We start from the raw sequence: 21686 nt of genomic DNA, 5'->3' as shown, positions 1-21686 counted from the left end.
ATACTTTATAAACAAATTAAGCATATTCTTAGGTAAGTGAACATACCATTTATTCTAGAAGATGATAACCTCAAGTAGGTTAACAATTTGATATATCATTAAATTTATCTTTTAGTTATGGAGTGAAAATGCAAAAAAATATGCTGGCGTTACTACTGTTGAGCAGTTCTACACTGTTACTTTCGGGTTGTAACTCAACGTTTGAAGCATGGGATAAATTCACCACAATTTTAGCGAATACTGCACCTTACGTTAAAGAATCCCAAGAATGGGAAGCATATAGCATAAAAGCGACTCAACAAGGTGTTATTTATAGCGTAGCGAATGCATCAGATAGACAATTTGTAAGTAAAAAAATGGACGCGGAATATGTAGATGCGATCGCACGTCTTTCAAGCCCTTTTGCTATTGGGGAAGATGCTAAGGAAGAGCTTGCTAGAGAAAATCAAGGATATCGTTTTAAATATAATGACATCATGACGGTAAAAGATAAAAAAACCTCAAAAACTCTCGGTTACTGCGTGAATTATGACTCTGATAGAGTGATTGACGGTAAATTAAGAGAGGTCAGCGAAGAAGATAAAATCCGAAAGTCTTTTATTTATATTGCTAAAGATCACCCTGTATCAGTATCTACCGGAAGTTTTGAATTTACCAAATTAATGTGTGGCGAAAAATTTTATAACAAGAATAAAATGTAGTGATTAATCACAAATAACCTTAGAGCACTGTGGTTTATATTATACCAACCCTTTTAACTCGACTTGAATTAAAAGGGTTGGCCACATAAAAAATCATCATAAATCTCACCCTTCGTTCGACTTTTAATTTATACATAAAAATATGACATCATATATAAATGGAATTATTGATAATATTCGCAAAGCAATACAACACTCCAAGGTATGATTGGGCGCGAACAACTTTCTCAAGAATAAGCTGGCCATACGCTATTATTTTTTAAAATAGATAATTGCGCTCATTTCAATAATTATCGAAGTGTTTTACCTTTTTTGTCAATACACTCACTATCACCCAATAAAGGAGAACACTAATGATTGCTGTAATATTTGAAGTAAAAATCAAACCGAGAAAGCAAGATCGTTATTTATCTTTAGCGGCTGATTTAAAGCCATTACTAAAGGATATTGAGGGATTTATTTCAATAGAGCGTTTTCAAAGTTTATCAACCGAAGGAAAATTATTATCACTTTCTTGGTGGGAAAATGAAGAGGCTGTTTTGCAATGGAAGAAAAATATTTTACATAAACATGCTCAACAAGAAGGTCGGGAATCTATTTTCGATTTTTACAAAATTAGCATTGTTTCTTTGATCCGTGAATATTCATTTGATGCAGAAAGTCAGTAATTAAATAGACTTAAGAGTCTTACTAAAATCACGTTATTACACTATTAATAGCACATGCTAACAAAGGACTTAAATTTAAAATGGCTAAATCAGAAATAAAATCGGAATATCAACACACCCTAGAGTCAGCAATTACTGCTGTTGGTGCAGCGATATCTGATATTTCCAGAGTCAAAATATTGTGTGCGTTAATGGATGGAAGGGCGTGGACCGCAACGGAACTAGGTATCGTGGCTGATATTTCTGCTTCTACAGCAAGCAGCCATTTATCCAAATTACTCAGTAGCGGGCTTATTTCTGTCATATCTCAAGGTAAATACCGTTATTTTCGATTAGCTAACGATGAAATTGCCAACGTTATTGAAAATTTAATGAGTTTTTCTACCGACCATATTTCACAAGCTAAAATTACAACTCCAAAAAACTTAAGGAAAGCGCGAACTTGTTATAATCATTTAGCAGGTGAAGTTGCTGTCGATATTTATCATTCACTTTGTCAGCAAAAATGGATAACACAGGACGGCCACGCTATTACAACACTAGGTCTTGAGCGATTCAAAAATATGGGTATTGAATTTCAAGCAAAGCATTCTCGTAATATTTGCTGCCCATGTTTAGATTGGAGTGAACGTCGTTTTCATTTAGGTGGACAAATTGGTACTGCTTTTCTTAATTATGCAGAAGCGCAGACATGGTTAACACGACATCAAGGATATAGAGAAGTGACTATCAGCGAGAAAGGTTATAAAGCATTAGCTCAACACTTTAATATAGAAAAGAGATAGAGTGTATTTGAAAAATAAAACAAAAACCGGCTTTCGAAAATAAAAAAAGCCGGCGACTCAAATCAAGCTATTTTAAAATTTTAACCTTACCATCTAGCACTTGACCTTTATTAATAACTTTTCCATTTTCATCATATTGAGTTATTACGCCAATAAGAGCGCCATGCTCCATATGTCCCTGCAAATTAACATTATTTTTAGGTGTATTATGATAATATTTAAAAGCACCATACGGTAAGCCATTACGCATAGCTATTTCGCTGTATATGTTGCCATTAGTCTGATAACTTTTCACCACACCGTTAACCTCACAATTCTTCAGTGGTATGATCATTTGTAATTTACCATTTTCATAATAAGCATTAACATAACGATCATAACAACCTTTAGTTACCCATGATTTATATTTAATTTGCCCACCTGGATAATAACGTAAATATTCACCATCTTTTGTTCCTGGCGGTATAGCCGGCACTTTCAGTTTCGTTGTATTTTCCATCAATTTAATATTACTCAGTGACATTTCTGGATTGTTGCCTAGGCTAAAAAGGAAGGCAGAACAACCAGAGAGCAATAGTGTTGAACTCAATATTAAAGAAAGTACAATTTTCATGTTTACCCTCGTATAATATAAATAAAAATACTTAGTTTCATTTTGTAAATATTTTTTTCACAGTAAATATAATGTTAGCGTAAAGCAGGGTAATTAGAGCGAATATAGGAAAGAACTGACACTGGCTTGATTTTTGCAGTTTTTAGATCATTTATAATAGAATTAAACGAATCCGACTAGTAAGGAGATAACGTAATCACACTTAAATAAATATTCTTTATTCCGGTGTTTATAATGCATGTTTGAAACTTATTCTTTTAATGATTAGAGAGATATTATGTGTGATTGCAAGCTATGTACTATAAGCGTACGATCATTGTCTTAGGGGGCAAATTTAATGAATAATGTAGATCTTTTATTTAACAGATTATCCAAATCAACTTTTCGACAAAAGTTTAAACTAGGGCCAAAAGAGCGACAATACTGTATTGATAAAGGCCCTGATACTATTGATCAACATGCTTTAGATTTTATTCAAAAACGCTTAGCTACTGAAGAACCCAAAAATGATGGTAAGCAAACTCCAATGCGAGGGCATCCTGTATTTATTGCTCAGCATGCAACGGCAACGTGTTGTCGTGGATGTTTAAAAACCTGGCATGGTATAGAAAAACACCGCCAATTGACGGAAGAAGAACAGGCATATATTGTCCAAATCATTCATCGCTGGCTAGTTAATCAAATGAATTCTTAAAGATTAATCCATTGAAGTAGAATAATACGTTTCTTATCTATGCGTAAATTCTGTATTGAGCTAGAAGGGAAGTTATAAATTCTTAACACGTATCTGAGGTAATAGGGCTTTGAATAAAATAGCTAATTCGTTGAGAGTAACCACCTCATGATGGTTATTATATTCAATTTAACATAATATACATTATGCGAACCTTGGTATCTAAATACGGGTAGATATTGAAATCTCTATTTCTGGCTGATTGATTGTGTTGGTTAATTTAGTCTAGCCACTGGCTTTGATATTTTATTGGTAATCGTTTTTTATCAAAAAATATGCGATAACAAAGAATCTTTCCATTAGGATCTACTTTAGGAACTGAAGCAAAACCCTTATTAAATTCAGCTTGAGACCAATCTTCGGTTAATAAACCTTTTTCGTCTGCCTTGATAAAACCGCAGATATCAGACTTTCTTTTTATCAAACACAGCAAATCTGATAATAATAAATCATGTTTCTTTGCCGTCTTACATAAGTCAAATAATAAAGATTTATTACGTTTAATTAATTTTCTCTTCATCGTGTCGCTTCACCTATCTTTTGTCTTCGACCATCATGCAATTCAGCTGTTGAACGTTATGTTAATAAAACGCTTTTCAGGAGGCGCAAGCGCGGTCTCTTACCATTTAATTAGTCCCCCCTTGTTTCGGCGAATTTACCACTGTACTCTATGTAACATAATATATTGTCGCCTTACATGCCCTTTGGGCATATTTCATCTTTCTTGAGCATAATAGGTAATTTTTAATATGGATATCACCAAAAGTAAAATTCTTGGGTATTGTATTGGTCGTGGGTTTTGTTGTACTTATGCTTATAACGATGTTAGTAATAAATGGTTTGCTAATATAGATAAATCAACAAATTACGACTCTGTAGAAAAAGCCATTATTGTATTGGATAAAATAAAAGAAAAATGGAAAACTGCCCAAATCTACGAAATAGTACAATTTCCTAATGGAGAAGAAAGGGTTGGTACTTTAGGTGGTTTATCATCTATGATAGCAACAAAAAAATTATTCTCATGATAATAAATTACACCTAAGCCTTGTTCCTCGCATAACTGCGGTACAAGGCTTAGGGTAATTATTATCGTGCGATTTTCTTTACTTGTAACATCACAAGAATATCGGTTTTACTTTGTTCGTCAGATGAGCCTGTAAACCAATCTTTGGGTAAAAAGGAGAAGCCTGTTTCTGCTTCTGAAACTTTGTTTTCAGCTAATCCTCCTAATAAAATAATATCGCCATCAGCAACGCTAACTTGCGTATTAACCTGTCGTTTTATTAACGTTGGGCTATTATTGACTCCCGTTTCAGTTTTAGCAAAATTTGATATTTGTTGATCGATTGTCAATTCAATCAGATCTTGTCGAATCTGAGGTTTGACACTCAAAATAACACCACTTGAACGATATTCGATAGATTGAATAGGTTTATTATCCGAATAACTTACTTGCCCCAATACCGGAACTTCTGAACCAACAGAAAATGATGCTTGAGCTCCATTACTAACGCGAAGCCGTGGTGAACTAACAACATGAAAACGGCTATCTGTACGAAATAATTCATAAAGAGCATCTAATGAACCCGTTTTAAATCGGATAAAATTATCAAAACCACTTTCAGTGCCCATACCAACATTAAATTTCCCTGATACTAATTTCGCGGCTAAAGCCAATCCTGAACCGTTACGTTCAGCTGTTTGCACTTCAAACACATAGGCAGAAACCACAACTTCATCAATAGCTGTATCAATCAAAGGCAATAAAGATTTCATTCTTTGGATGTCGCTTTTAGTACCATAATAAACAAGCACATCGCCATGATGATTAATAAAATCAGTCGCACTATTGGGTTGCGATTCAGTCACACTCGTAGTTGAATAGGATCCAACACCACCTTGTTGATTAAATCGCCCTTCAAATTGTCCTCGTAACATATCTGAAAGATAAGCGACACTTCGATAACGAGGCAGATAAAGATAGGTCTCCCTTTTTATTTCTGGGGTATTTGGTGTGAATGAGGAAATATAATCAATACCATTTTTATGCCAAATCCGAATATTCATATTAGAAAGGTATCGAATAATAAACGCCCTTTCATCCACATCAGGTGTTATATGAAAATACACTTTCCGTTCATCATTAATTAATTCAGGGGATAACATAAAAGGTTGATTAAATACTTCACTGTATAATAATCCTATTGCTTCAGGTAATAATACTCCTCTCAATTCAAAATCAATATCTTTAGCCGAAGCATTAATACCTAATAATAGAAAAAATAATCCGAACACTATTCTTTTCAAGATGCATCTCCTGAGTACACCGTCACAATTTTTCCATCAATAGTTCCTGCTTGCATCATTCCTTTCAGCATAAAGTTTGATGCTGGCTCTAAACGTAAATGCCCTTGTTTATTCCGTAAAATAACCCATGACTGACCTGACTTTTCAAGCTTCCCCACAAGTCTCCAAGCATCAGACATCATCGGAGGTGTTGACGATGAAAAAGATTTATTTTCTACAGTATCAGGCATCGTAATAACCTGTTTATCCTCTTCTTCTACAACAGTTTCCGTTTGAAAACGCGTAAAAAATTGATATAGAAAAGCAAGGCTAATAGCTAAAAGAATAGGAAAACTAATTAACATAAATAAAACTTTAGGAGATGAAAAAATACTTTGACGCTTATCGACAACCTGCTCTATACCCTGTGCATTTACATGTGATTGATATAAAGGAAAAATAGCTTTGTCATATTTACATTGATAAGCACTTACCTTATTGGCCTTAAAGAGTTTTATTCCCGTAAAAACATCGACACGATAACGACTTCTTAATCCCAATGCGGTTAATTTTGTCATTCTGAATGTTGTTTCTACACGATCTTTAATAAAACGAGGTAATCCTGAAACAGATTGATTTAATACCACTAAATCACAAGTTATTCCGTTTTCCCCATCAAAATGACGATGTTCAGCAATAAAAGATTGATGATTTTTGGGGATCTTTTTATCATTTTCCCAAATACGCCAGATTTCATCTAAACAAATTAAATCACCAGAACGGCAAAATGTATTTTCGGCTATTGCATCATTTTGCATATAGGGAAAAAACTCATCATCCATTACTTTTTCATTATCAACGAAAATAATTTCACCCAATTTTTTAATATCAGATTTATGTTTCGTTAAACAATATTCCGTAATTTTCTCTTGAGAGATCCCATATATATTAGTAACAATTCGGCGTCCATTCATAAATGCAGGAATAATCACATGACTCACAACCTCATATGACTTCCCACTTCCTGGCACTCCAATATAAGCTGATATGGCCATATTTCCTCTTATTAGCCAATGAGCGGAATACGTCTAATAATAAATCGAGTGAATAAGGCACTTAATAATAAAGTGATCCCATAAGGAATAAGAAATAGATTCATAAAATACCATACACCATCAGGCAATGATGAAAACAATTGAGGTAAATTCGTACTTTTAGGTAACCATGTCGCCATAACAGCAATAAACTCATGAACAACAAAATATAATGAGAAGAATAAAATAAATTTAATAATGAGTGTTCTAAAAATAAAACCTAAAGAGGTATTAAATACGGAAAGTAATAATTTAAACATAATTTATGCACTTAAAATAATACGTAAAGATAAAAAACCCCAAACAATGCTCGCGATAAGTTGAAAAATAGCCTTATTTTCTTCTAATAAGACACAATGCGAATCTAGTTTATAAGGTGTATTAAAAACATGAAACTCAGCAACAGGACAACTCACCTCTTTAGAGGAAATATTAATCTCTTTCATAAATGGAAATAAATTTTCGATTGGCTCTAATATTTCTTTTCCTGTGGGCGGTTCATCAAGCTCTGGCGCATCAATATTAGGATAATCACCAAAATCTAATTCAACCTTTCCTTTTCCATTATTACCTTGAGAAACTCCTGGCGTATTAACAATTAATTCACCATCAGGTTTAACTTGTGCTGGATATAACAAGTCAAAATCAGTAAGTTTATTATAGTCTGGATAAACCGCTCTGATTTCATCCGCCGTAATTGGATTAGATGATGTAATAGGAATACCATCATAATCAGGTTGAGTTGCTGATTGATAAAAAAGATTATTTAAAATTGAGGCCAATTTATCTAAATCTAATTGTTGCTCTTTAAGTTCTTCTAAAGAAGAGAAACCATCATTATCATTAGCTAGTGTATATTGTTTCTCTGGTTCGTTTTGGTCGGCAATAAACTCTTTATTATAGTAAATTTGATATTCTTGAATAGGATAATAAGATCTTGTTTTTTGCTCTCCTTCACTATTTGTATAATGGACAGTAAATTCGTATTTAACATACGATGTTGATTTAGGGTTTGACTCTATATTTTTAATTTTGAATTCATAATGACAGCCCTTCGCATCTGATGGGCATTCACCGCCAGATCGCCTGTCGTACTCAAAAATGCCTGAGGCTACACTTTCTATACTGCCAGTAACATACTGCTTAGGATCATATGAAATTGGGGAATACCACTGCACACTGGAGTCTAATTCAGACACAATACGGCTTTGGTTATTTTTATTGATAATAGGAGTGGCAATAAAAGGGTTATCTTCTGTTGGTAAGAAGTCTGTAATATATGTTTTTCCATCAATTTCAACAGAATAACGACCATCTCCCAATGATTTTCCCGTAGTCGCAACCATGACATTTCCTTTATCAGAAAAATAAGAGGCTGGCAGATCACCCACTGAGTATCCCACACCTGCCCATGTTAATGCTCCTGATGATGAACGAAAAAATGATTGAGTTCCAACTGCTGTGGCGTTCGCCCGTGTGGTTGCTGAAATAGCTCTTGTGGTGTTATTTACAACATTAAGATATACAGCATCATTCGCGGCCGTTTGCATCGCACGCGTCATGATTAAGCGTCCTGTAATAGCAGGAATAATTGCTCTTGCGGCAAGAAGCGGTAAAGCGGCATAAGCTCTATATACAGGATAAAATAGGCCAATAAAAATAATTAAAATAAGGATTATCCCTTTAGCCCTAGAATAACTGCCCATGCGCATAATAATCCCCAAATAAATATTATCAAATACCAAAGTTCAGTTATCATTAATATAAAGGGAGCAAAAGCCCCCTTCCTTATTGAATTATAATTTAAGCACCTTTCACCATACGTAATATCCAACGAACGCCTGCAAATCCTCCATATAAAGCTACAAGCGACCCCCCGACAGCCAAAACACCAACAAGAACAGAATCAAAGTTGACGCCATTAGTCATTTGAGTTAAATCAACACCTTTACTCACATTTTCAACAGCAAAACTTGAACTTGAAAAAAGAGTTAACAATACTAATCCTGCTTGTAATGATGATTTCAATTTCATTTTATTCATAATAACCTTATGCATTTTTAACTAATTTTAAAATTTGACCAATTCCCAAAGAAAATAAATAAAGGGATATGATCGTCATGAATGCTACCCCCCAATATTGACTTGCTATGCCATAATCAATATTAGGAATATAATCTTTATTATTTGTTTGAATAGTTAAATTAATAGTTTGGCATTTCTCACCTGATTCATAACAAATAGTACCCACTACCGAATTATTATTCATTTCCCATTTTATTTATTGTTTATTGGAATGAGTTTCAATGATTTTATTTTTAGAGAGCCAAAGTCACCAACACTAAATGAGCAATCATCTAAAGTATAAAAACCTGATGCATAAGGTGGCGCTTCTTTATCTAATTGAATAATAAATTTTTCAGGATAAACACCACCATTATAAATATAAGCAACTTGTTCACGAAATGTTAGTACTTCACCTGTTGATTTAGATACAACTTGTTTACTATTGACCTTTCCATCAATATCATTGATTTCTATTTTAATCATTATTTATTACCTTTTAAAAAGGACATTGGTTGGTTTTTAATTTGTCATTTAATAACTTTTGATATATTGGAGGAATATCAAATTTTAATTTCATGTCACTAATATGTTCTTCACGAATTATCATAGATAAAACAGTATTAATATCACCATTAAAAAAATGGAATACTTTGGCAATATTCGCAGAGGCTTGTTTTCTTAACCATCTTACTTTAGCTTCAATAGAGTCGATGGCTTTTCTGCCTAATAATCTTGGCATTGATTGCGGTTTACTCGTATTTATTTGAGCAGAATAAGCACACAGTCCTGTATAGATGCTTGAAATATTTAATAAAACATCAACAGATATTTCCTTTAATTCGACTTCTGAACGATACCAGGTTCCTGATACTTTTTGTTCTAACGCTTTATTATATATACGCCAATAAACGCGAGATTTTCGAGAACCAACATTTACAATTTCTTTTGTTGGACACCCATCAGAATCAATCGCTAATGAAGTCTCTAATTTTGGTTTGGGTCCTTTTCCTCCATAAAAAGCATCATCACGATATGCCTGTAATGCTGAATCACATGTGTAAATTCCATCATAATCATCAGTTGCCAGATCAAGACGTTTCACAGTCAAAATATCTAAATGAGTTAGCCATTTATGCACTTTTTTTGGCGTGATTCCGTTAAACACATGGGCACACCCCTTTCCCGATATTTGAACGTAAAATGTGTTATTATTTCCGCCCCAATAAACCATTCCATAGTGTTCAGAACCCGATTCATCACTATATAAGATCGCTGAATCTTGATAAGCAAATCCTCCTTTACCGCGAGGAGCTCCCATCACTAAACCAAAAACAGATGACAACCAAGTTTTTAATCGAGAAAAATAACAAGATAAAATCTTAGATTCATAATAATTAAGTTCTTCTTCAGATAATGCTGATACTGGTACATCAACAATATCAGCGTAACTCACTAATTCTTCAGATTTATATCTTTGATAGCTAGGTAACGATTTGAATTTTTCCCATAAAAACCCTTGTTCTTGGAAAGTATGGACATCTCTCATAACGGATATTGGTGCTGAAAATGCCAAAAAATCAATAAAAACAGCATGTTCATTCATATCAGGCATAATAATATCTCCTGATAGCCAATAAAACTCCCTGATTTAGCAGTTGTTGGCGCTAAAATAAAATCATCAAAAAAACAACATGAACATTCTTTAATCAATTCATCGAAAGAACGATAAAAATCCCAATCAATCCCAACTTTGGCATTGATCCCGTATCCCTCAATAAAATCAAAATAAACAATATTCATAGTCGTTTTTCTATAAAAAATAAGATATTAGCAAATAATTTATATTTTCAAACTCATCTAAAGATTAACAAAACGATAACATTTAAAGATAATATTCTTTAAAATCAATCAATTAATATTGAAAAATCATTTTGCGATCGCGTGCGCAAGGTGTTTTTCATAACATATTGATTTTTAAAGAAAACACTGTTTTGTAAAGATTTGAAAATATTCATTTTAATGTCCTCTTTAGTAATGAAAATACTTACCAAGTTATTTTCTAAGAATCTAAATATTTATTTGATGGGGTATTTATAAGTTCTTAGATTCTAATAGTCAACATAATTTTAGAATTTAGATTATGATAATCTAAGAATTTCGATGGAGGTCTCATGCCAACAAAACACATTAATGACAACACATGGCGATTAGTTGAAAAAGAAACAGTGAAAGCTGTGATTGAATTAAAAGTCCCAGTAAAAGATACGGAAGTTTTAGACTGGCTTATCCGTAAAGGGATCGACTCAATTACAGAGGATGATTACCGCAAATTTTCAAAATCAGCGGGAGAAAAGAAGAGCTAAATGCCCTTTTTATGAAGAAAGGAATTTTAGTTATGTTGGCTGAAAGCCTGTAGTTACCCTGAGACTACCCCCGTAGTACAGCACGGGGGTTTTAGAGCTGGCACTTTCTTTAACAACTATAAGGTTATTTTCTGAGGTAAAAATGAGCAAAAAAAAAGGAATTGTAATATCGCCCCCATTTGAACCAATATATACGGGCGGAATTAGATGTGGTATGCCAATAAATCCAATCGACCTTAGAAAATATCTGATGTATTGGGATGAAATCGATTATCCATCAAATCCATTAATCGAAATAGGTTCTGAAGATATTGATTATTTAATAACAACAGGTCATGTAAAGCGCACTCGGGTTATGTTTCAAGGAAGAGTAAATTCTGGTAGAGGTGAGTTTTTTGTGGCAGCTCAAGAAGCTGCTTTTAGAAAAAATAACACTGATGAACCAGGATGCTGGACAATAGCTCAACTTGCAAATATACCTTTTTATACTGATTATGCGGAAGTTACAGGTGTAGAATTAGAACTTTATGACATGTTGCCGGTTCCAAGTGCAAATACGCCTTTAGATGATATATTAAATTTTAAAGATAAAAGAAAAGATGAATTAATTGCTTTCAGATGTTATTTAGATGAAATTAATGAAGCAATTATTTCAGCAAAAGATATACCTAGAGCAAAAAACATGCAGCTAGCTAAATTGGAATTAGCTTTAAAGGATATAGATAAAACCATTCGTGAATCAGGAATGAAAAGATTAACAACAAACTTAAAACATGTAATCCACTCTGATTTTTCAGGTATTATCTTTAGTGGAGCAATTAGTGCAGCAGGTATTCATTCATTAATAGGAATGAGTCCATTGATTGCAGGAGTTGCGGGAGCTGGATTAATTACAGCAATAAAAACAATAATGGCACCAAAAGCACAATGCCCATCAAATTTCAATTATATCAATAGCATAAGAAATAACTTTAAATGATATTTTATTGAAAATCTGTTTGCATAATAATAGAGGTTAATATGAGTGATTTAATAAAAGACATACAAAAATTAACTGCTGTAGAAGCTTTAACGGATGCAAGAACAACTGTCTTAGGAAATATGAATTATATAATTCATGAAATTGATAAAATCTTTGGGAATGGATTTTCCAAAAACAATCCAATGTTTATTGCTGAATTAACTAAAGCAATTTCAATTGAGTTAAACACAACAATTAATGCAAAAGTACAAATAAATAAAAGTTAAATAATATAGATTCGCATAATGCGCTCTATGTCTAAAGACGAACCTTCCCGATTGCGGTAAACCCCAACCCCATTTTACCGCAATCGGTCAGAACCCTTTTTAACATAGCGACATATCTATTATGCGAACCTTGGTATCTAAATACGGGTAGATATTGAAATCTCTATTTCTGGCTGATTGATTGTGTTGGTTAATTTAGTCTAGCCACTGGCTTTGATATTTTATTGGTAATCGTTTTTTATCAAAAAATATGCGATAACAAAGAATCTTTCCATTAGGATCTACTTTAGGAACTGAAGCAAAACCCTTATTAAATTCAGCTTGAGACCAATCTTCGGTTAATAAACCTTTTTCGTCTGCCTTGATAAAACCGCAGATATCAGACTTTCTTTTTATCAAACACAGCAAATCTGATAATAATAAATCATGTTTCTTTGCCGTCTTACATAAGTCAAATAATAAAGATTTATTACGTTTAATTAATTTTCTCTTCATCGTGTCGCTTCACCTATCTTTTGTCTTCGACCATCATGCAATTAAGCTGTTGAACGTTATGTTAATAAAACGCTTTTCAGGAGGCGCAAGCGCGGTCTCTTACCATTTAATTAGTCCCCCCTTGTTTCGGCGAATTTACCACTGTACTCTATGTAACATAATATATTGTCGCCTTACATGCCCTTTGGGCATATTTCATCTTTCTTGAGCATAATAGGTAATTTTTAATATGGATATCACCAAAAGTAAAATTCTTGGGTATTGTATTGGTCGTGGGTTTTGTTGTACTTATGCTTATAACGATGTTAGTAATAAATGGTTTGCTAATATAGATAAATCAACAAATTACGACTCTGTAGAAAAAGCCATTATTGTATTGGATAAAATAAAAGAAAAATGGAAAACTGCCCAAATCTACGAAATAGTACAATTTCCTAATGGAGAAGAAAGGGTTGGTACTTTAGGTGGTTTATCATCTATGATAGCAACAAAAAAATTATTCTCATGATAATAAATTACACCTAAGCCTTGTTCCTCGCATAACTGCGGTACAAGGCTTAGGGTAATTATTATCGTGCGATTTTCTTTACTTGTAACATCACAAGAATATCGGTTTTACTTTGTTCGTCAGATGAGCCTGTAAACCAATCTTTGGGTAAAAAGGAGAAGCCTGTTTCTGCTTCTGAAACTTTGTTTTCAGCTAATCCTCCTAATAAAATAATATCGCCATCAGCAACGCTAACTTGCGTATTAACCTGTCGTTTTATTAACGTTGGGCTATTATTGACTCCCGTTTCAGTTTTAGCAAAATTTGATATTTGTTGATCGATTGTCAATTCAATCAGATCTTGTCGAATCTGAGGTTTGACACTCAAAATAACACCACTTGAACGATATTCGATAGATTGAATAGGTTTATTATCCGAATAACTTACTTGCCCCAATACCGGAACTTCTGAACCAACAGAAAATGATGCTTGAGCTCCATTACTAACGCGAAGCCGTGGTGAACTAACAACATGAAAACGGCTATCTGTACGAAATAATTCATAAAGAGCATCTAATGAACCCGTTTTAAATCGGATAAAATTATCAAAACCACTTTCAGTGCCCATACCAACATTAAATTTCCCTGATACTAATTTCGCGGCTAAAGCCAATCCTGAACCGTTACGTTCAGCTGTTTGCACTTCAAACACATAGGCAGAAACCACAACTTCATCAATAGCTGTATCAATCAAAGGCAATAAAGATTTCATTCTTTGGATGTCGCTTTTAGTACCATAATAAACAAGCACATCGCCATGATGATTAATAAAATCAGTCGCACTATTGGGTTGCGATTCAGTCACACTCGTAGTTGAATAGGATCCAACACCACCTTGTTGATTAAATCGCCCTTCAAATTGTCCTCGTAACATATCTGAAAGATAAGCGACACTTCGATAACGAGGCAGATAAAGATAGGTCTCCCTTTTTATTTCTGGGGTATTTGGTGTGAATGAGGAAATATAATCAATACCATTTTTATGCCAAATCCGAATATTCATATTAGAAAGGTATCGAATAATAAACGCCCTTTCATCCACATCAGGTGTTATATGAAAATACACTTTCCGTTCATCATTAATTAATTCAGGGGATAACATAAAAGGTTGATTAAATACTTCACTGTATAATAATCCTATTGCTTCAGGTAATAATACTCCTCTCAATTCAAAATCAATATCTTTAGCCGAAGCATTAATACCTAATAATAGAAAAAATAATCCGAACACTATTCTTTTCAAGATGCATCTCCTGAGTACACCGTCACAATTTTTCCATCAATAGTTCCTGCTTGCATCATTCCTTTCAGCATAAAGTTTGATGCTGGCTCTAAACGTAAATGCCCTTGTTTATTCCGTAAAATAACCCATGACTGACCTGACTTTTCAAGCTTCCCCACAAGTCTCCAAGCATCAGACATCATCGGAGGTGTTGACGATGAAAAAGATTTATTTTCTACAGTATCAGGCATCGTAATAACCTGTTTATCCTCTTCTTCTACAACAGTTTCCGTTTGAAAACGCGTAAAAAATTGATATAGAAAAGCAAGGCTAATAGCTAAAAGAATAGGAAAACTAATTAACATAAATAAAACTTTAGGAGATGAAAAAATACTTTGACGCTTATCGACAACCTGCTCTATACCCTGTGCATTTACATGTGATTGATATAAAGGAAAAATAGCTTTGTCATATTTACATTGATAAGCACTTACCTTATTGGCCTTAAAGAGTTTTATTCCCGTAAAAACATCGACACGATAACGACTTCTTAATCCCAATGCGGTTAATTTTGTCATTCTGAATGTTGTTTCTACACGATCTTTAATAAAACGAGGTAATCCTGAAACAGATTGATTTAATACCACTAAATCACAAGTTATTCCGTTTTCCCCATCAAAATGACGATGTTCAGCAATAAAAGATTGATGATTTTTGGGGATCTTTTTATCATTTTCCCAAATACGCCAGATTTCATCTAAACAAATTAAATCACCAGAACGGCAAAATGTATTTTCGGCTATTGCATCATTTTGCATATAGGGAAAAAACTCATCATCCATTACTTTTTCATTATCAACGAAAATAATTTCACCCAATTTTTTAATATCAGATTTATGTTTCGTTAAACAATATTCCGTAATTTTCTCTTGAGAGATCCCATATATATTAGTAACAATTCGGCGTCCATTCATAAATGCAGGAATAATCACATGACTCACAACCTCATATGACTTCCCACTTCCTGGCACTCCAATATAAGCTGATATGGCCATATTTCCTCTTATTAGCCAATGAGCGGAATACGTCTAATAATAAATCGAGTGAATAAGGCACTTAATAATAAAGTGATCCCATAAGGAATAAGAAATAGATTCATAAAATACCATACACCATCAGGCAATGATGAAAACAATTGAGGTAAATTCGTACTTTTAGGTAACCATGTCGCCATAACAGCAATAAACTCATGAACAACAAAATATAATGAGAAGAATAAAATAAATTTAATAATGAGTGTTCTAAAAATAAAACCTAAAGAGGTATTAAATACGGAAAGTAATAATTTAAACATAATTTATGCACTTAAAATAATACGTAAAGATAAAAAACCCCAAACAATGCTCGCGATAAGTTGAAAAATAGCCTTATTTTCTTCTAATAAGACACAATGCGAATCTAGTTTATAAGGTGTATTAAAAACATGAAACTCAGCAACAGGACAACTCACCTCTTTAGAGGAAATATTAATCTCTTTCATAAATGGAAATAAATTTTCGATTGGCTCTAATATTTCTTTTCCTGTGGGCGGTTCATCAAGCTCTGGCGCATCAATATTAGGATAATCACCAAAATCTAATTCAACCTTTCCTTTTCCATTATTACCTTGAGAAACTCCTGGCGTATTAACAATTAATTCACCATCAGGTTTAACTTGTGCTGGATATAACAAGTCAAAATCAGTAAGTTTATTATAGTCTGGATAAACCGCTCTGATTTCATCCGCCGTAATTGGATTAGATGATGTAATAGGAATACCATCATAATCAGGTTGAGTTGCTGATTGATAAAAAAGATTATTTAAAATTGAGGCCAATTTATCTAAATCTAATTGTTGCTCTTTAAGTTCTTCTAAAGAAGAGAAACCATCATTATCATTAGCTAGTGTATATTGTTTCTCTGGTTCGTTTTGGTCGGCAATAAACTCTTTATTATAGTAAATTTGATATTCTTGAATAGGATAATAAGATCTTGTTTTTTGCTCTCCTTCACTATTTGTATAATGGACAGTAAATTCGTATTTAACATACGATGTTGATTTAGGGTTTGACTCTATATTTTTAATTTTGAATTCATAATGACAGCCCTTCGCATCTGATGGGCATTCACCGCCAGATCGCCTGTCGTACTCAAAAATGCCTGAGGCTACACTTTCTATACTGCCAGTAACATACTGCTTAGGATCATATGAAATTGGGGAATACCACTGCACACTGGAGTCTAATTCAGACACAATACGGCTTTGGTTATTTTTATTGATAATAGGAGTGGCAATAAAAGGGTTATCTTCTGTTGGTAAGAAGTCTGTAATATATGTTTTTCCATCAATTTCAACAGAATAACGACCATCTCCCAATGATTTTCCCGTAGTCGCAACCATGACATTTCCTTTATCAGAAAAATAAGAGGCTGGCAGATCACCCACTGAGTATCCCACACCTGCCCATGTTAATGCTCCTGATGATGAACGAAAAAATGATTGAGTTCCAACTGCTGTGGCGTTCGCCCGTGTGGTTGCTGAAATAGCTCTTGTGGTGTTATTTACAACATTAAGATATACAGCATCATTCGCGGCCGTTTGCATCGCACGCGTCATGATTAAGCGTCCTGTAATAGCAGGAATAATTGCTCTTGCGGCAAGAAGCGGTAAAGCGGCATAAGCTCTATATACAGGATAAAATAGGCCAATAAAAATAATTAAAATAAGGATTATCCCTTTAGCCCTAGAATAACTGCCCATGCGCATAATAATCCCCAAATAAATATTATCAAATACCAAAGTTCAGTTATCATTAATATAAAGGGAGCAAAAGCCCCCTTCCTTATTGAATTATAATTTAAGCACCTTTCACCATACGTAATATCCAACGAACGCCTGCAAATCCTCCATATAAAGCTACAAGCGACCCCCCGACAGCCAAAACACCAACAAGAACAGAATCAAAGTTGACGCCATTAGTCATTTGAGTTAAATCAACACCTTTACTCACATTTTCAACAGCAAAACTTGAACTTGAAAAAAGAGTTAACAATACTAATCCTGCTTGTAATGATGATTTCAATTTCATTTTATTCATAATAACCTTATGCATTTTTAACTAATTTTAAAATTTGACCAATTCCCAAAGAAAATAAATAAAGGGATATGATCGTCATGAATGCTACCCCCCAATATTGACTTGCTATGCCATAATCAATATTAGGAATATAATCTTTATTATTTGTTTGAATAGTTAAATTAATAGTTTGGCATTTCTCACCTGATTCATAACAAATAGTACCCACTACCGAATTATTATTCATTTCCCATTTTATTTATTGTTTATTGGAATGAGTTTCAATGATTTTATTTTTAGAGAGCCAAAGTCACCAACACTAAATGAGCAATCATCTAAAGTATAAAAACCTGATGCATAAGGTGGCGCTTCTTTATCTAATTGAATAATAAATTTTTCAGGATAAACACCACCATTATAAATATAAGCAACTTGTTCACGAAATGTTAGTACTTCACCTGTTGATTTAGATACAACTTGTTTACTATTGACCTTTCCATCAATATCATTGATTTCTATTTTAATCATTATTTATTACCTTTTAAAAAGGACATTGGTTGGTTTTTAATTTGTCATTTAATAACTTTTGATATATTGGAGGAATATCAAATTTTAATTTCATGTCACTAATATGTTCTTCACGAATTATCATAGATAAAACAGTATTAATATCACCATTAAAAAAATGGAATACTTTGGCAATATTCGCAGAGGCTTGTTTTCTTAACCATCTTACTTTAGCTTCAATAGAGTCGATGGCTTTTCTGCCTAATAATCTTGGCATTGATTGCGGTTTACTCGTATTTATTTGAGCAGAATAAGCACACAGTCCTGTATAGATGCTTGAAATATTTAATAAAACATCAACAGATATTTCCTTTAATTCGACTTCTGAACGATACCAGGTTCCTGATACTTTTTGTTCTAACGCTTTATTATATATACGCCAATAAACGCGAGATTTTCGAGAACCAACATTTACAATTTCTTTTGTTGGACACCCATCAGAATCAATCGCTAATGAAGTCTCTAATTTTGGTTTGGGTCCTTTTCCTCCATAAAAAGCATCATCACGATATGCCTGTAATGCTGAATCACATGTGTAAATTCCATCATAATCATCAGTTGCCAGATCAAGACGTTTCACAGTCAAAATATCTAAATGAGTTAGCCATTTATGCACTTTTTTTGGCGTGATTCCGTTAAACACATGGGCACACCCCTTTCCCGATATTTGAACGTAAAATGTGTTATTATTTCCGCCCCAATAAACCATTCCATAGTGTTCAGAACCCGATTCATCACTATATAAGATCGCTGAATCTTGATAAGCAAATCCTCCTTTACCGCGAGGAGCTCCCATCACTAAACCAAAAACAGATGACAACCAAGTTTTTAATCGAGAAAAATAACAAGATAAAATCTTAGATTCATAATAATTAAGTTCTTCTTCAGATAATGCTGATACTGGTACATCAACAATATCAGCGTAACTCACTAATTCTTCAGATTTATATCTTTGATAGCTAGGTAACGATTTGAATTTTTCCCATAAAAACCCTTGTTCTTGGAAAGTATGGACATCTCTCATAACGGATATTGGTGCTGAAAATGCCAAAAAATCAATAAAAACAGCATGTTCATTCATATCAGGCATAATAATATCTCCTGATAGCCAATAAAACTCCCTGATTTAGCAGTTGTTGGCGCTAAAATAAAATCATCAAAAAAACAACATGAACATTCTTTAATCAATTCATCGAAAGAACGATAAAAATCCCAATCAATCCCAACTTTGGCATTGATCCCGTATCCCTCAATAAAATCAAAATAAACAATATTCATAGTCGTTTTTCTATAAAAAATAAGATATTAGCAAATAATTTATATTTTCAAACTCATCTAAAGATTAACAAAACGATAACATTTAAAGATAATATTCTTTAAAATCAATCAATTAATATTGAAAAATCATTTTGCGATCGCGTGCGCAAGGTGTTTTTCATAACATATTGATTTTTAAAGAAAACACTGTTTTGTAAAGATTTGAAAATATTCATTTTAATGTCCTCTTTAGTAATGAAAATACTTACCAAGTTATTTTCTAAGAATCTAAATATTTATTTGATGGGGTATTTATAAGTTCTTAGATTCTAATAGTCAACATAATTTTAGAATTTAGATTATGATAATCTAAGAATTTCGATGGAGGTCTCATGCCAACAAAACACATTAATGACAACACATGGCGATTAGTTGAAAAAGAAACAGTGAAAGCTGTGATTGAATTAAAAGTCCCAGTAAAAGATACGGAAGTTTTAGACTGGCTTATCCGTAAAGGGATCGACTCAATTACAGAGGATGATTACCGCAAATTTTCAAAATCAGCGGGAGAAAAGAAGAGCTAAATGCCCTTTTTATGAAGAAAGGAATTTTAGTTATGTTGGCTGAAAGCCTGTAGTTACCCTGAGACTACCCCCGTAGTACAGCACGGGGGTTTTAGAGCTGGCACTTTCTTTAACAACTATAAGGTTATTTTCTGAGGTAAAAATGAGCAAAAAAAAAGGAATTGTAATATCGCCCCCATTTGAACCAATATATACGGGCGGAATTAGATGTGGTATGCCAATAAATCCAATCGACCTTAGAAAATATCTGATGTATTGGGATGAAATCGATTATCCATCAAATCCATTAATCGAAATAGGTTCTGAAGATATTGATTATTTAATAACAACAGGTCATGTAAAGCGCACTCGGGTTATGTTTCAAGGAAGAGTAAATTCTGGTAGAGGTGAGTTTTTTGTGGCAGCTCAAGAAGCTGCTTTTAGAAAAAATAACACTGATGAACCAGGATGCTGGACAATAGCTCAACTTGCAAATATACCTTTTTATACTGATTATGCGGAAGTTACAGGTGTAGAATTAGAACTTTATGACATGTTGCCGGTTCCAAGTGCAAATACGCCTTTAGATGATATATTAAATTTTAAAGATAAAAGAAAAGATGAATTAATTGCTTTCAGATGTTATTTAGATGAAATTAATGAAGCAATTATTTCAGCAAAAGATATACCTAGAGCAAAAAACATGCAGCTAGCTAAATTGGAATTAGCTTTAAAGGATATAGATAAAACCATTCGTGAATCAGGAATGAAAAGATTAACAACAAACTTAAAACATGTAATCCACTCTGATTTTTCAGGTATTATCTTTAGTGGAGCAATTAGTGCAGCAGGTATTCATTCATTAATAGGAATGAGTCCATTGATTGCAGGAGTTGCGGGAGCTGGATTAATTACAGCAATAAAAACAATAATGGCACCAAAAGCACAATGCCCATCAAATTTCAATTATATCAATAGCATAAGAAATAACTTTAAATGATATTTTATTGAAAATCTGTTTGCATAATAATAGAGGTTAATATGAGTGATTTAATAAAAGACATACAAAAATTAACTGCTGTAGAAGCTTTAACGGATGCAAGAACAACTGTCTTAGGAAATATGAATTATATAATTCATGAAATTGATAAAATCTTTGGGAATGGATTTTCCAAAAACAATCCAATGTTTATTGCTGAATTAACTAAAGCAATTTCAATTGAGTTAAACACAACAATTAATGCAAAAGTACAAATAAATAAAAGTTAAATAATATAGATTCGCATAATGCGCTCTATGTCTAAAGACGAACCTTCCCGATTGCGGTAAACCCCAACCCCATTTTACCGCAATCGGTC

General features: G+C 33.2%; 33 protein-coding genes. 12 read left to right on the top strand and 21 right to left on the bottom strand.

What is annotated here, in order from left to right; translation table 11 throughout:
* Positions 1-128: 128 nt before the first annotated feature.
* The 3 genes from NBG71_RS03745 to NBG71_RS03735 all read left to right on the top strand — a co-directional run bounded on the left by NBG71_RS03745 (position 129) and on the right by NBG71_RS03735 (position 2154).
* Positions 129-701: a hypothetical protein gene (locus NBG71_RS03745; RefSeq protein WP_075673832.1), complete on the top strand. Its 573-nt coding sequence runs from the start codon at positions 129-131 to the stop codon at positions 699-701.
* Between the two features lie 353 nt (positions 702-1054).
* Complete coding sequence (locus NBG71_RS03740) at positions 1055-1369, top strand: antibiotic biosynthesis monooxygenase family protein (protein WP_156733397.1); 315 nt, start codon at positions 1055-1057, stop codon at positions 1367-1369.
* Between the two features lie 80 nt (positions 1370-1449).
* Complete coding sequence (locus NBG71_RS03735; RefSeq protein ID WP_075673830.1) at positions 1450-2154, top strand: ArsR/SmtB family transcription factor; 705 nt, start codon at positions 1450-1452, stop codon at positions 2152-2154.
* Between the two features lie 67 nt (positions 2155-2221).
* Here the strand turns inward: NBG71_RS03735 and NBG71_RS03730 are convergent, their stop codons facing one another.
* The gene (locus NBG71_RS03730; RefSeq protein WP_075673829.1) at positions 2222-2767 is read right to left on the bottom strand and encodes a toxin-antitoxin system YwqK family antitoxin; all 546 of its coding nucleotides are present in this window, start codon (positions 2765-2767) and stop codon (positions 2222-2224) included.
* A 337-nt stretch (positions 2768-3104) separates the two neighbouring features.
* On the opposite strand from NBG71_RS03730, the gene NBG71_RS03725 reads away from it, so the two are divergent.
* A complete protein-coding gene (locus NBG71_RS03725) occupies positions 3105-3461 on the top strand; it encodes a DUF4186 domain-containing protein (RefSeq protein ID WP_075673828.1) in 357 nt (118 codons plus the stop codon).
* 259 nt (positions 3462-3720) lie between these two features.
* Here NBG71_RS03725 and NBG71_RS03720 read toward each other — a convergent pair whose 3' ends face one another.
* Complete coding sequence (locus NBG71_RS03720) at positions 3721-4020, bottom strand: hypothetical protein (RefSeq protein ID WP_250916547.1); 300 nt, start codon at positions 4018-4020, stop codon at positions 3721-3723.
* Positions 4021-4249: 229 nt separating this feature from the next.
* Here NBG71_RS03720 and NBG71_RS03715 point away from each other — a divergent pair, with 229 nt between their 5' ends.
* A complete protein-coding gene (locus tag NBG71_RS03715; protein WP_235365882.1) occupies positions 4250-4528 on the top strand; it encodes a hypothetical protein in 279 nt (92 codons plus the stop codon).
* Positions 4529-4589: 61 nt separating this feature from the next.
* Here NBG71_RS03715 and NBG71_RS03710 read toward each other — a convergent pair whose 3' ends face one another.
* From NBG71_RS03710 to NBG71_RS03670, 9 genes are all read right to left on the bottom strand, one after another.
* Positions 4590-5810, bottom strand: a complete 1221-nt coding sequence (locus NBG71_RS03710; RefSeq protein ID WP_250916546.1) for a type II secretion system protein GspD — start codon at positions 5808-5810, stop codon at positions 4590-4592.
* On the bottom strand, positions 5807-6844 hold the full coding sequence (locus NBG71_RS03705) for a zonular occludens toxin domain-containing protein (RefSeq protein ID WP_250916545.1): 1038 nt from the start codon (positions 6842-6844) through the stop codon (positions 5807-5809). Before NBG71_RS03705 ends, NBG71_RS03710 begins: the two co-directional genes overlap by 4 nt.
* Positions 6845-6855: 11 nt before the next feature.
* The gene (locus NBG71_RS03700; RefSeq protein WP_250916544.1) at positions 6856-7143 is read right to left on the bottom strand and encodes a DUF2523 family protein; all 288 of its coding nucleotides are present in this window, start codon (positions 7141-7143) and stop codon (positions 6856-6858) included.
* Positions 7144-7146: 3 nt separating this feature from the next.
* The gene (locus tag NBG71_RS03695) at positions 7147-8595 is read right to left on the bottom strand and encodes a hypothetical protein (RefSeq protein ID WP_250916543.1); all 1449 of its coding nucleotides are present in this window, start codon (positions 8593-8595) and stop codon (positions 7147-7149) included.
* 91 nt (positions 8596-8686) lie between these two features.
* On the bottom strand, positions 8687-8926 hold the full coding sequence (locus NBG71_RS03690) for a hypothetical protein (protein ID WP_250916542.1): 240 nt from the start codon (positions 8924-8926) through the stop codon (positions 8687-8689).
* A gap of 7 nt (positions 8927-8933) precedes the next feature.
* The gene (locus tag NBG71_RS03685; RefSeq protein ID WP_250916541.1) at positions 8934-9152 is read right to left on the bottom strand and encodes a hypothetical protein; all 219 of its coding nucleotides are present in this window, start codon (positions 9150-9152) and stop codon (positions 8934-8936) included.
* Between the two features lie 8 nt (positions 9153-9160).
* Positions 9161-9433 (bottom strand): single-stranded DNA-binding protein, encoded by a 273-nt coding sequence (locus NBG71_RS03680; protein WP_235365889.1) that lies wholly within the window; start codon positions 9431-9433, stop codon positions 9161-9163.
* A 13-nt stretch (positions 9434-9446) separates the two neighbouring features.
* Positions 9447-10562 carry a replication initiation factor domain-containing protein gene (locus NBG71_RS03675; RefSeq protein ID WP_250916540.1) on the bottom strand — a complete coding sequence of 372 codons (1116 nt, stop codon included), beginning with the start codon at positions 10560-10562 and terminating at the stop codon, positions 9447-9449.
* Positions 10550-10750 (bottom strand): hypothetical protein, encoded by a 201-nt coding sequence (locus tag NBG71_RS03670; protein WP_250916539.1) that lies wholly within the window; start codon positions 10748-10750, stop codon positions 10550-10552. Before NBG71_RS03670 ends, NBG71_RS03675 begins: the two co-directional genes overlap by 13 nt.
* A 371-nt stretch (positions 10751-11121) precedes the next feature.
* Here NBG71_RS03670 and NBG71_RS03665 point away from each other — a divergent pair, with 371 nt between their 5' ends.
* From NBG71_RS03665 to NBG71_RS03655, 3 genes are all read left to right on the top strand, one after another.
* Positions 11122-11313, top strand: a complete 192-nt coding sequence (locus NBG71_RS03665) for a hypothetical protein (protein ID WP_250916538.1) — start codon at positions 11122-11124, stop codon at positions 11311-11313.
* A 142-nt stretch (positions 11314-11455) separates the two neighbouring features.
* Positions 11456-12292, top strand: a complete 837-nt coding sequence (locus NBG71_RS03660) for a DUF6236 family protein (RefSeq protein WP_137021598.1) — start codon at positions 11456-11458, stop codon at positions 12290-12292.
* A 41-nt stretch (positions 12293-12333) separates the two neighbouring features.
* Positions 12334-12561 carry a hypothetical protein gene (locus NBG71_RS03655; protein WP_137021597.1) on the top strand — a complete coding sequence of 76 codons (228 nt, stop codon included), beginning with the start codon at positions 12334-12336 and terminating at the stop codon, positions 12559-12561.
* Positions 12562-12756: 195 nt separating this feature from the next.
* On the opposite strand, the gene NBG71_RS03650 is transcribed toward NBG71_RS03655, so the two are convergent.
* On the bottom strand, positions 12757-13056 hold the full coding sequence (locus NBG71_RS03650) for a hypothetical protein (RefSeq protein WP_250916547.1): 300 nt from the start codon (positions 13054-13056) through the stop codon (positions 12757-12759).
* 229 nt (positions 13057-13285) lie between these two features.
* Here NBG71_RS03650 and NBG71_RS03645 point away from each other — a divergent pair, with 229 nt between their 5' ends.
* A complete protein-coding gene (locus tag NBG71_RS03645) occupies positions 13286-13564 on the top strand; it encodes a hypothetical protein (protein ID WP_235365882.1) in 279 nt (92 codons plus the stop codon).
* Between the two features lie 61 nt (positions 13565-13625).
* On the opposite strand, the gene NBG71_RS03640 is transcribed toward NBG71_RS03645, so the two are convergent.
* From NBG71_RS03640 to NBG71_RS03600, 9 genes are all read right to left on the bottom strand, one after another.
* A complete protein-coding gene (locus NBG71_RS03640; protein ID WP_250916546.1) occupies positions 13626-14846 on the bottom strand; it encodes a type II secretion system protein GspD in 1221 nt (406 codons plus the stop codon).
* Positions 14843-15880, bottom strand: coding sequence for a zonular occludens toxin domain-containing protein (locus NBG71_RS03635; RefSeq protein WP_250916545.1), 1038 nt, complete (start codon positions 15878-15880; stop codon positions 14843-14845). The genes NBG71_RS03640 and NBG71_RS03635 overlap by 4 nt, the downstream gene beginning before the upstream one ends.
* A gap of 11 nt (positions 15881-15891) precedes the next feature.
* The gene (locus tag NBG71_RS03630) at positions 15892-16179 is read right to left on the bottom strand and encodes a DUF2523 family protein (protein ID WP_250916544.1); all 288 of its coding nucleotides are present in this window, start codon (positions 16177-16179) and stop codon (positions 15892-15894) included.
* 3 nt (positions 16180-16182) lie between these two features.
* On the bottom strand, positions 16183-17631 hold the full coding sequence (locus NBG71_RS03625; RefSeq protein WP_250916543.1) for a hypothetical protein: 1449 nt from the start codon (positions 17629-17631) through the stop codon (positions 16183-16185).
* Between the two features lie 91 nt (positions 17632-17722).
* Positions 17723-17962, bottom strand: coding sequence for a hypothetical protein (locus tag NBG71_RS03620; RefSeq protein ID WP_250916542.1), 240 nt, complete (start codon positions 17960-17962; stop codon positions 17723-17725).
* Positions 17963-17969: 7 nt separating this feature from the next.
* Positions 17970-18188 carry a hypothetical protein gene (locus NBG71_RS03615; RefSeq protein WP_250916541.1) on the bottom strand — a complete coding sequence of 73 codons (219 nt, stop codon included), beginning with the start codon at positions 18186-18188 and terminating at the stop codon, positions 17970-17972.
* Between the two features lie 8 nt (positions 18189-18196).
* Entirely contained in the window at positions 18197-18469 is a 273-nt protein-coding gene (locus NBG71_RS03610; RefSeq protein WP_235365889.1) for a single-stranded DNA-binding protein, read from the bottom strand.
* 13 nt (positions 18470-18482) lie between these two features.
* Positions 18483-19598 carry a replication initiation factor domain-containing protein gene (locus NBG71_RS03605; protein WP_250916540.1) on the bottom strand — a complete coding sequence of 372 codons (1116 nt, stop codon included), beginning with the start codon at positions 19596-19598 and terminating at the stop codon, positions 18483-18485.
* Positions 19586-19786 (bottom strand): hypothetical protein, encoded by a 201-nt coding sequence (locus NBG71_RS03600; protein WP_250916539.1) that lies wholly within the window; start codon positions 19784-19786, stop codon positions 19586-19588. Before NBG71_RS03600 ends, NBG71_RS03605 begins: the two co-directional genes overlap by 13 nt.
* A gap of 371 nt (positions 19787-20157) precedes the next feature.
* On the opposite strand from NBG71_RS03600, the gene NBG71_RS03595 reads away from it, so the two are divergent.
* The 3 genes from NBG71_RS03595 to NBG71_RS03585 all read left to right on the top strand — a co-directional run bounded on the left by NBG71_RS03595 (position 20158) and on the right by NBG71_RS03585 (position 21597).
* Complete coding sequence (locus NBG71_RS03595) at positions 20158-20349, top strand: hypothetical protein (RefSeq protein WP_250916538.1); 192 nt, start codon at positions 20158-20160, stop codon at positions 20347-20349.
* Between the two features lie 142 nt (positions 20350-20491).
* Positions 20492-21328 carry a DUF6236 family protein gene (locus NBG71_RS03590; RefSeq protein ID WP_137021598.1) on the top strand — a complete coding sequence of 279 codons (837 nt, stop codon included), beginning with the start codon at positions 20492-20494 and terminating at the stop codon, positions 21326-21328.
* 41 nt (positions 21329-21369) lie between these two features.
* A complete protein-coding gene (locus NBG71_RS03585) occupies positions 21370-21597 on the top strand; it encodes a hypothetical protein (protein ID WP_137021597.1) in 228 nt (75 codons plus the stop codon).
* Positions 21598-21686 lie beyond the last annotated feature (89 nt).

This window comes from Proteus sp. FZP2095 (assembly GCF_023701425.1).
Lineage (GTDB): Bacteria > Pseudomonadota > Gammaproteobacteria > Enterobacterales > Enterobacteriaceae > Proteus > Proteus cibarius.
Note: the sequence above shows the minus strand (reverse complement) of the source record. Positions and strands in the feature narration are given on the sequence as shown.

Excerpts from the sequence above, each read along its gene's own strand:
- NBG71_RS03745 (WP_075673832.1), top strand. The coding sequence starts at position 129 with ATGCAAAAAAATATGCTGGCGTTACTACTGTTGAGCAGTTCTACACTG.
- NBG71_RS03740 (WP_156733397.1), top strand. The coding sequence starts at position 1,055 with ATGATTGCTGTAATATTTGAAGTAAAAATCAAACCGAGAAAGCAAGAT.
- NBG71_RS03735 (WP_075673830.1), top strand. The coding sequence starts at position 1,450 with ATGGCTAAATCAGAAATAAAATCGGAATATCAACACACCCTAGAGTCA.
- NBG71_RS03730 (WP_075673829.1), bottom strand. The coding sequence starts at position 2,767 with ATGAAAATTGTACTTTCTTTAATATTGAGTTCAACACTATTGCTCTCT.
- NBG71_RS03725 (WP_075673828.1), top strand. The coding sequence starts at position 3,105 with ATGAATAATGTAGATCTTTTATTTAACAGATTATCCAAATCAACTTTT.
- NBG71_RS03720 (WP_250916547.1), bottom strand. The coding sequence starts at position 4,020 with ATGAAGAGAAAATTAATTAAACGTAATAAATCTTTATTATTTGACTTA.
- NBG71_RS03715 (WP_235365882.1), top strand. The coding sequence starts at position 4,250 with ATGGATATCACCAAAAGTAAAATTCTTGGGTATTGTATTGGTCGTGGG.
- NBG71_RS03705 (WP_250916545.1), bottom strand. The coding sequence starts at position 6,844 with ATGGCCATATCAGCTTATATTGGAGTGCCAGGAAGTGGGAAGTCATAT.
- NBG71_RS03700 (WP_250916544.1), bottom strand. The coding sequence starts at position 7,143 with ATGTTTAAATTATTACTTTCCGTATTTAATACCTCTTTAGGTTTTATT.
- NBG71_RS03695 (WP_250916543.1), bottom strand. The coding sequence starts at position 8,595 with ATGCGCATGGGCAGTTATTCTAGGGCTAAAGGGATAATCCTTATTTTA.
- NBG71_RS03690 (WP_250916542.1), bottom strand. The coding sequence starts at position 8,926 with ATGAATAAAATGAAATTGAAATCATCATTACAAGCAGGATTAGTATTG.
- NBG71_RS03685 (WP_250916541.1), bottom strand. The coding sequence starts at position 9,152 with ATGAATAATAATTCGGTAGTGGGTACTATTTGTTATGAATCAGGTGAG.
- NBG71_RS03680 (WP_235365889.1), bottom strand. The coding sequence starts at position 9,433 with ATGATTAAAATAGAAATCAATGATATTGATGGAAAGGTCAATAGTAAA.
- NBG71_RS03675 (WP_250916540.1), bottom strand. The coding sequence starts at position 10,562 with ATGCCTGATATGAATGAACATGCTGTTTTTATTGATTTTTTGGCATTT.
- NBG71_RS03670 (WP_250916539.1), bottom strand. The coding sequence starts at position 10,750 with ATGAATATTGTTTATTTTGATTTTATTGAGGGATACGGGATCAATGCC.
- NBG71_RS03665 (WP_250916538.1), top strand. The coding sequence starts at position 11,122 with ATGCCAACAAAACACATTAATGACAACACATGGCGATTAGTTGAAAAA.
- NBG71_RS03660 (WP_137021598.1), top strand. The coding sequence starts at position 11,456 with ATGAGCAAAAAAAAAGGAATTGTAATATCGCCCCCATTTGAACCAATA.
- NBG71_RS03655 (WP_137021597.1), top strand. The coding sequence starts at position 12,334 with ATGAGTGATTTAATAAAAGACATACAAAAATTAACTGCTGTAGAAGCT.
- NBG71_RS03650 (WP_250916547.1), bottom strand. The coding sequence starts at position 13,056 with ATGAAGAGAAAATTAATTAAACGTAATAAATCTTTATTATTTGACTTA.
- NBG71_RS03645 (WP_235365882.1), top strand. The coding sequence starts at position 13,286 with ATGGATATCACCAAAAGTAAAATTCTTGGGTATTGTATTGGTCGTGGG.
- NBG71_RS03635 (WP_250916545.1), bottom strand. The coding sequence starts at position 15,880 with ATGGCCATATCAGCTTATATTGGAGTGCCAGGAAGTGGGAAGTCATAT.
- NBG71_RS03630 (WP_250916544.1), bottom strand. The coding sequence starts at position 16,179 with ATGTTTAAATTATTACTTTCCGTATTTAATACCTCTTTAGGTTTTATT.
- NBG71_RS03625 (WP_250916543.1), bottom strand. The coding sequence starts at position 17,631 with ATGCGCATGGGCAGTTATTCTAGGGCTAAAGGGATAATCCTTATTTTA.
- NBG71_RS03620 (WP_250916542.1), bottom strand. The coding sequence starts at position 17,962 with ATGAATAAAATGAAATTGAAATCATCATTACAAGCAGGATTAGTATTG.
- NBG71_RS03615 (WP_250916541.1), bottom strand. The coding sequence starts at position 18,188 with ATGAATAATAATTCGGTAGTGGGTACTATTTGTTATGAATCAGGTGAG.
- NBG71_RS03610 (WP_235365889.1), bottom strand. The coding sequence starts at position 18,469 with ATGATTAAAATAGAAATCAATGATATTGATGGAAAGGTCAATAGTAAA.
- NBG71_RS03605 (WP_250916540.1), bottom strand. The coding sequence starts at position 19,598 with ATGCCTGATATGAATGAACATGCTGTTTTTATTGATTTTTTGGCATTT.
- NBG71_RS03600 (WP_250916539.1), bottom strand. The coding sequence starts at position 19,786 with ATGAATATTGTTTATTTTGATTTTATTGAGGGATACGGGATCAATGCC.
- NBG71_RS03595 (WP_250916538.1), top strand. The coding sequence starts at position 20,158 with ATGCCAACAAAACACATTAATGACAACACATGGCGATTAGTTGAAAAA.
- NBG71_RS03590 (WP_137021598.1), top strand. The coding sequence starts at position 20,492 with ATGAGCAAAAAAAAAGGAATTGTAATATCGCCCCCATTTGAACCAATA.
- NBG71_RS03585 (WP_137021597.1), top strand. The coding sequence starts at position 21,370 with ATGAGTGATTTAATAAAAGACATACAAAAATTAACTGCTGTAGAAGCT.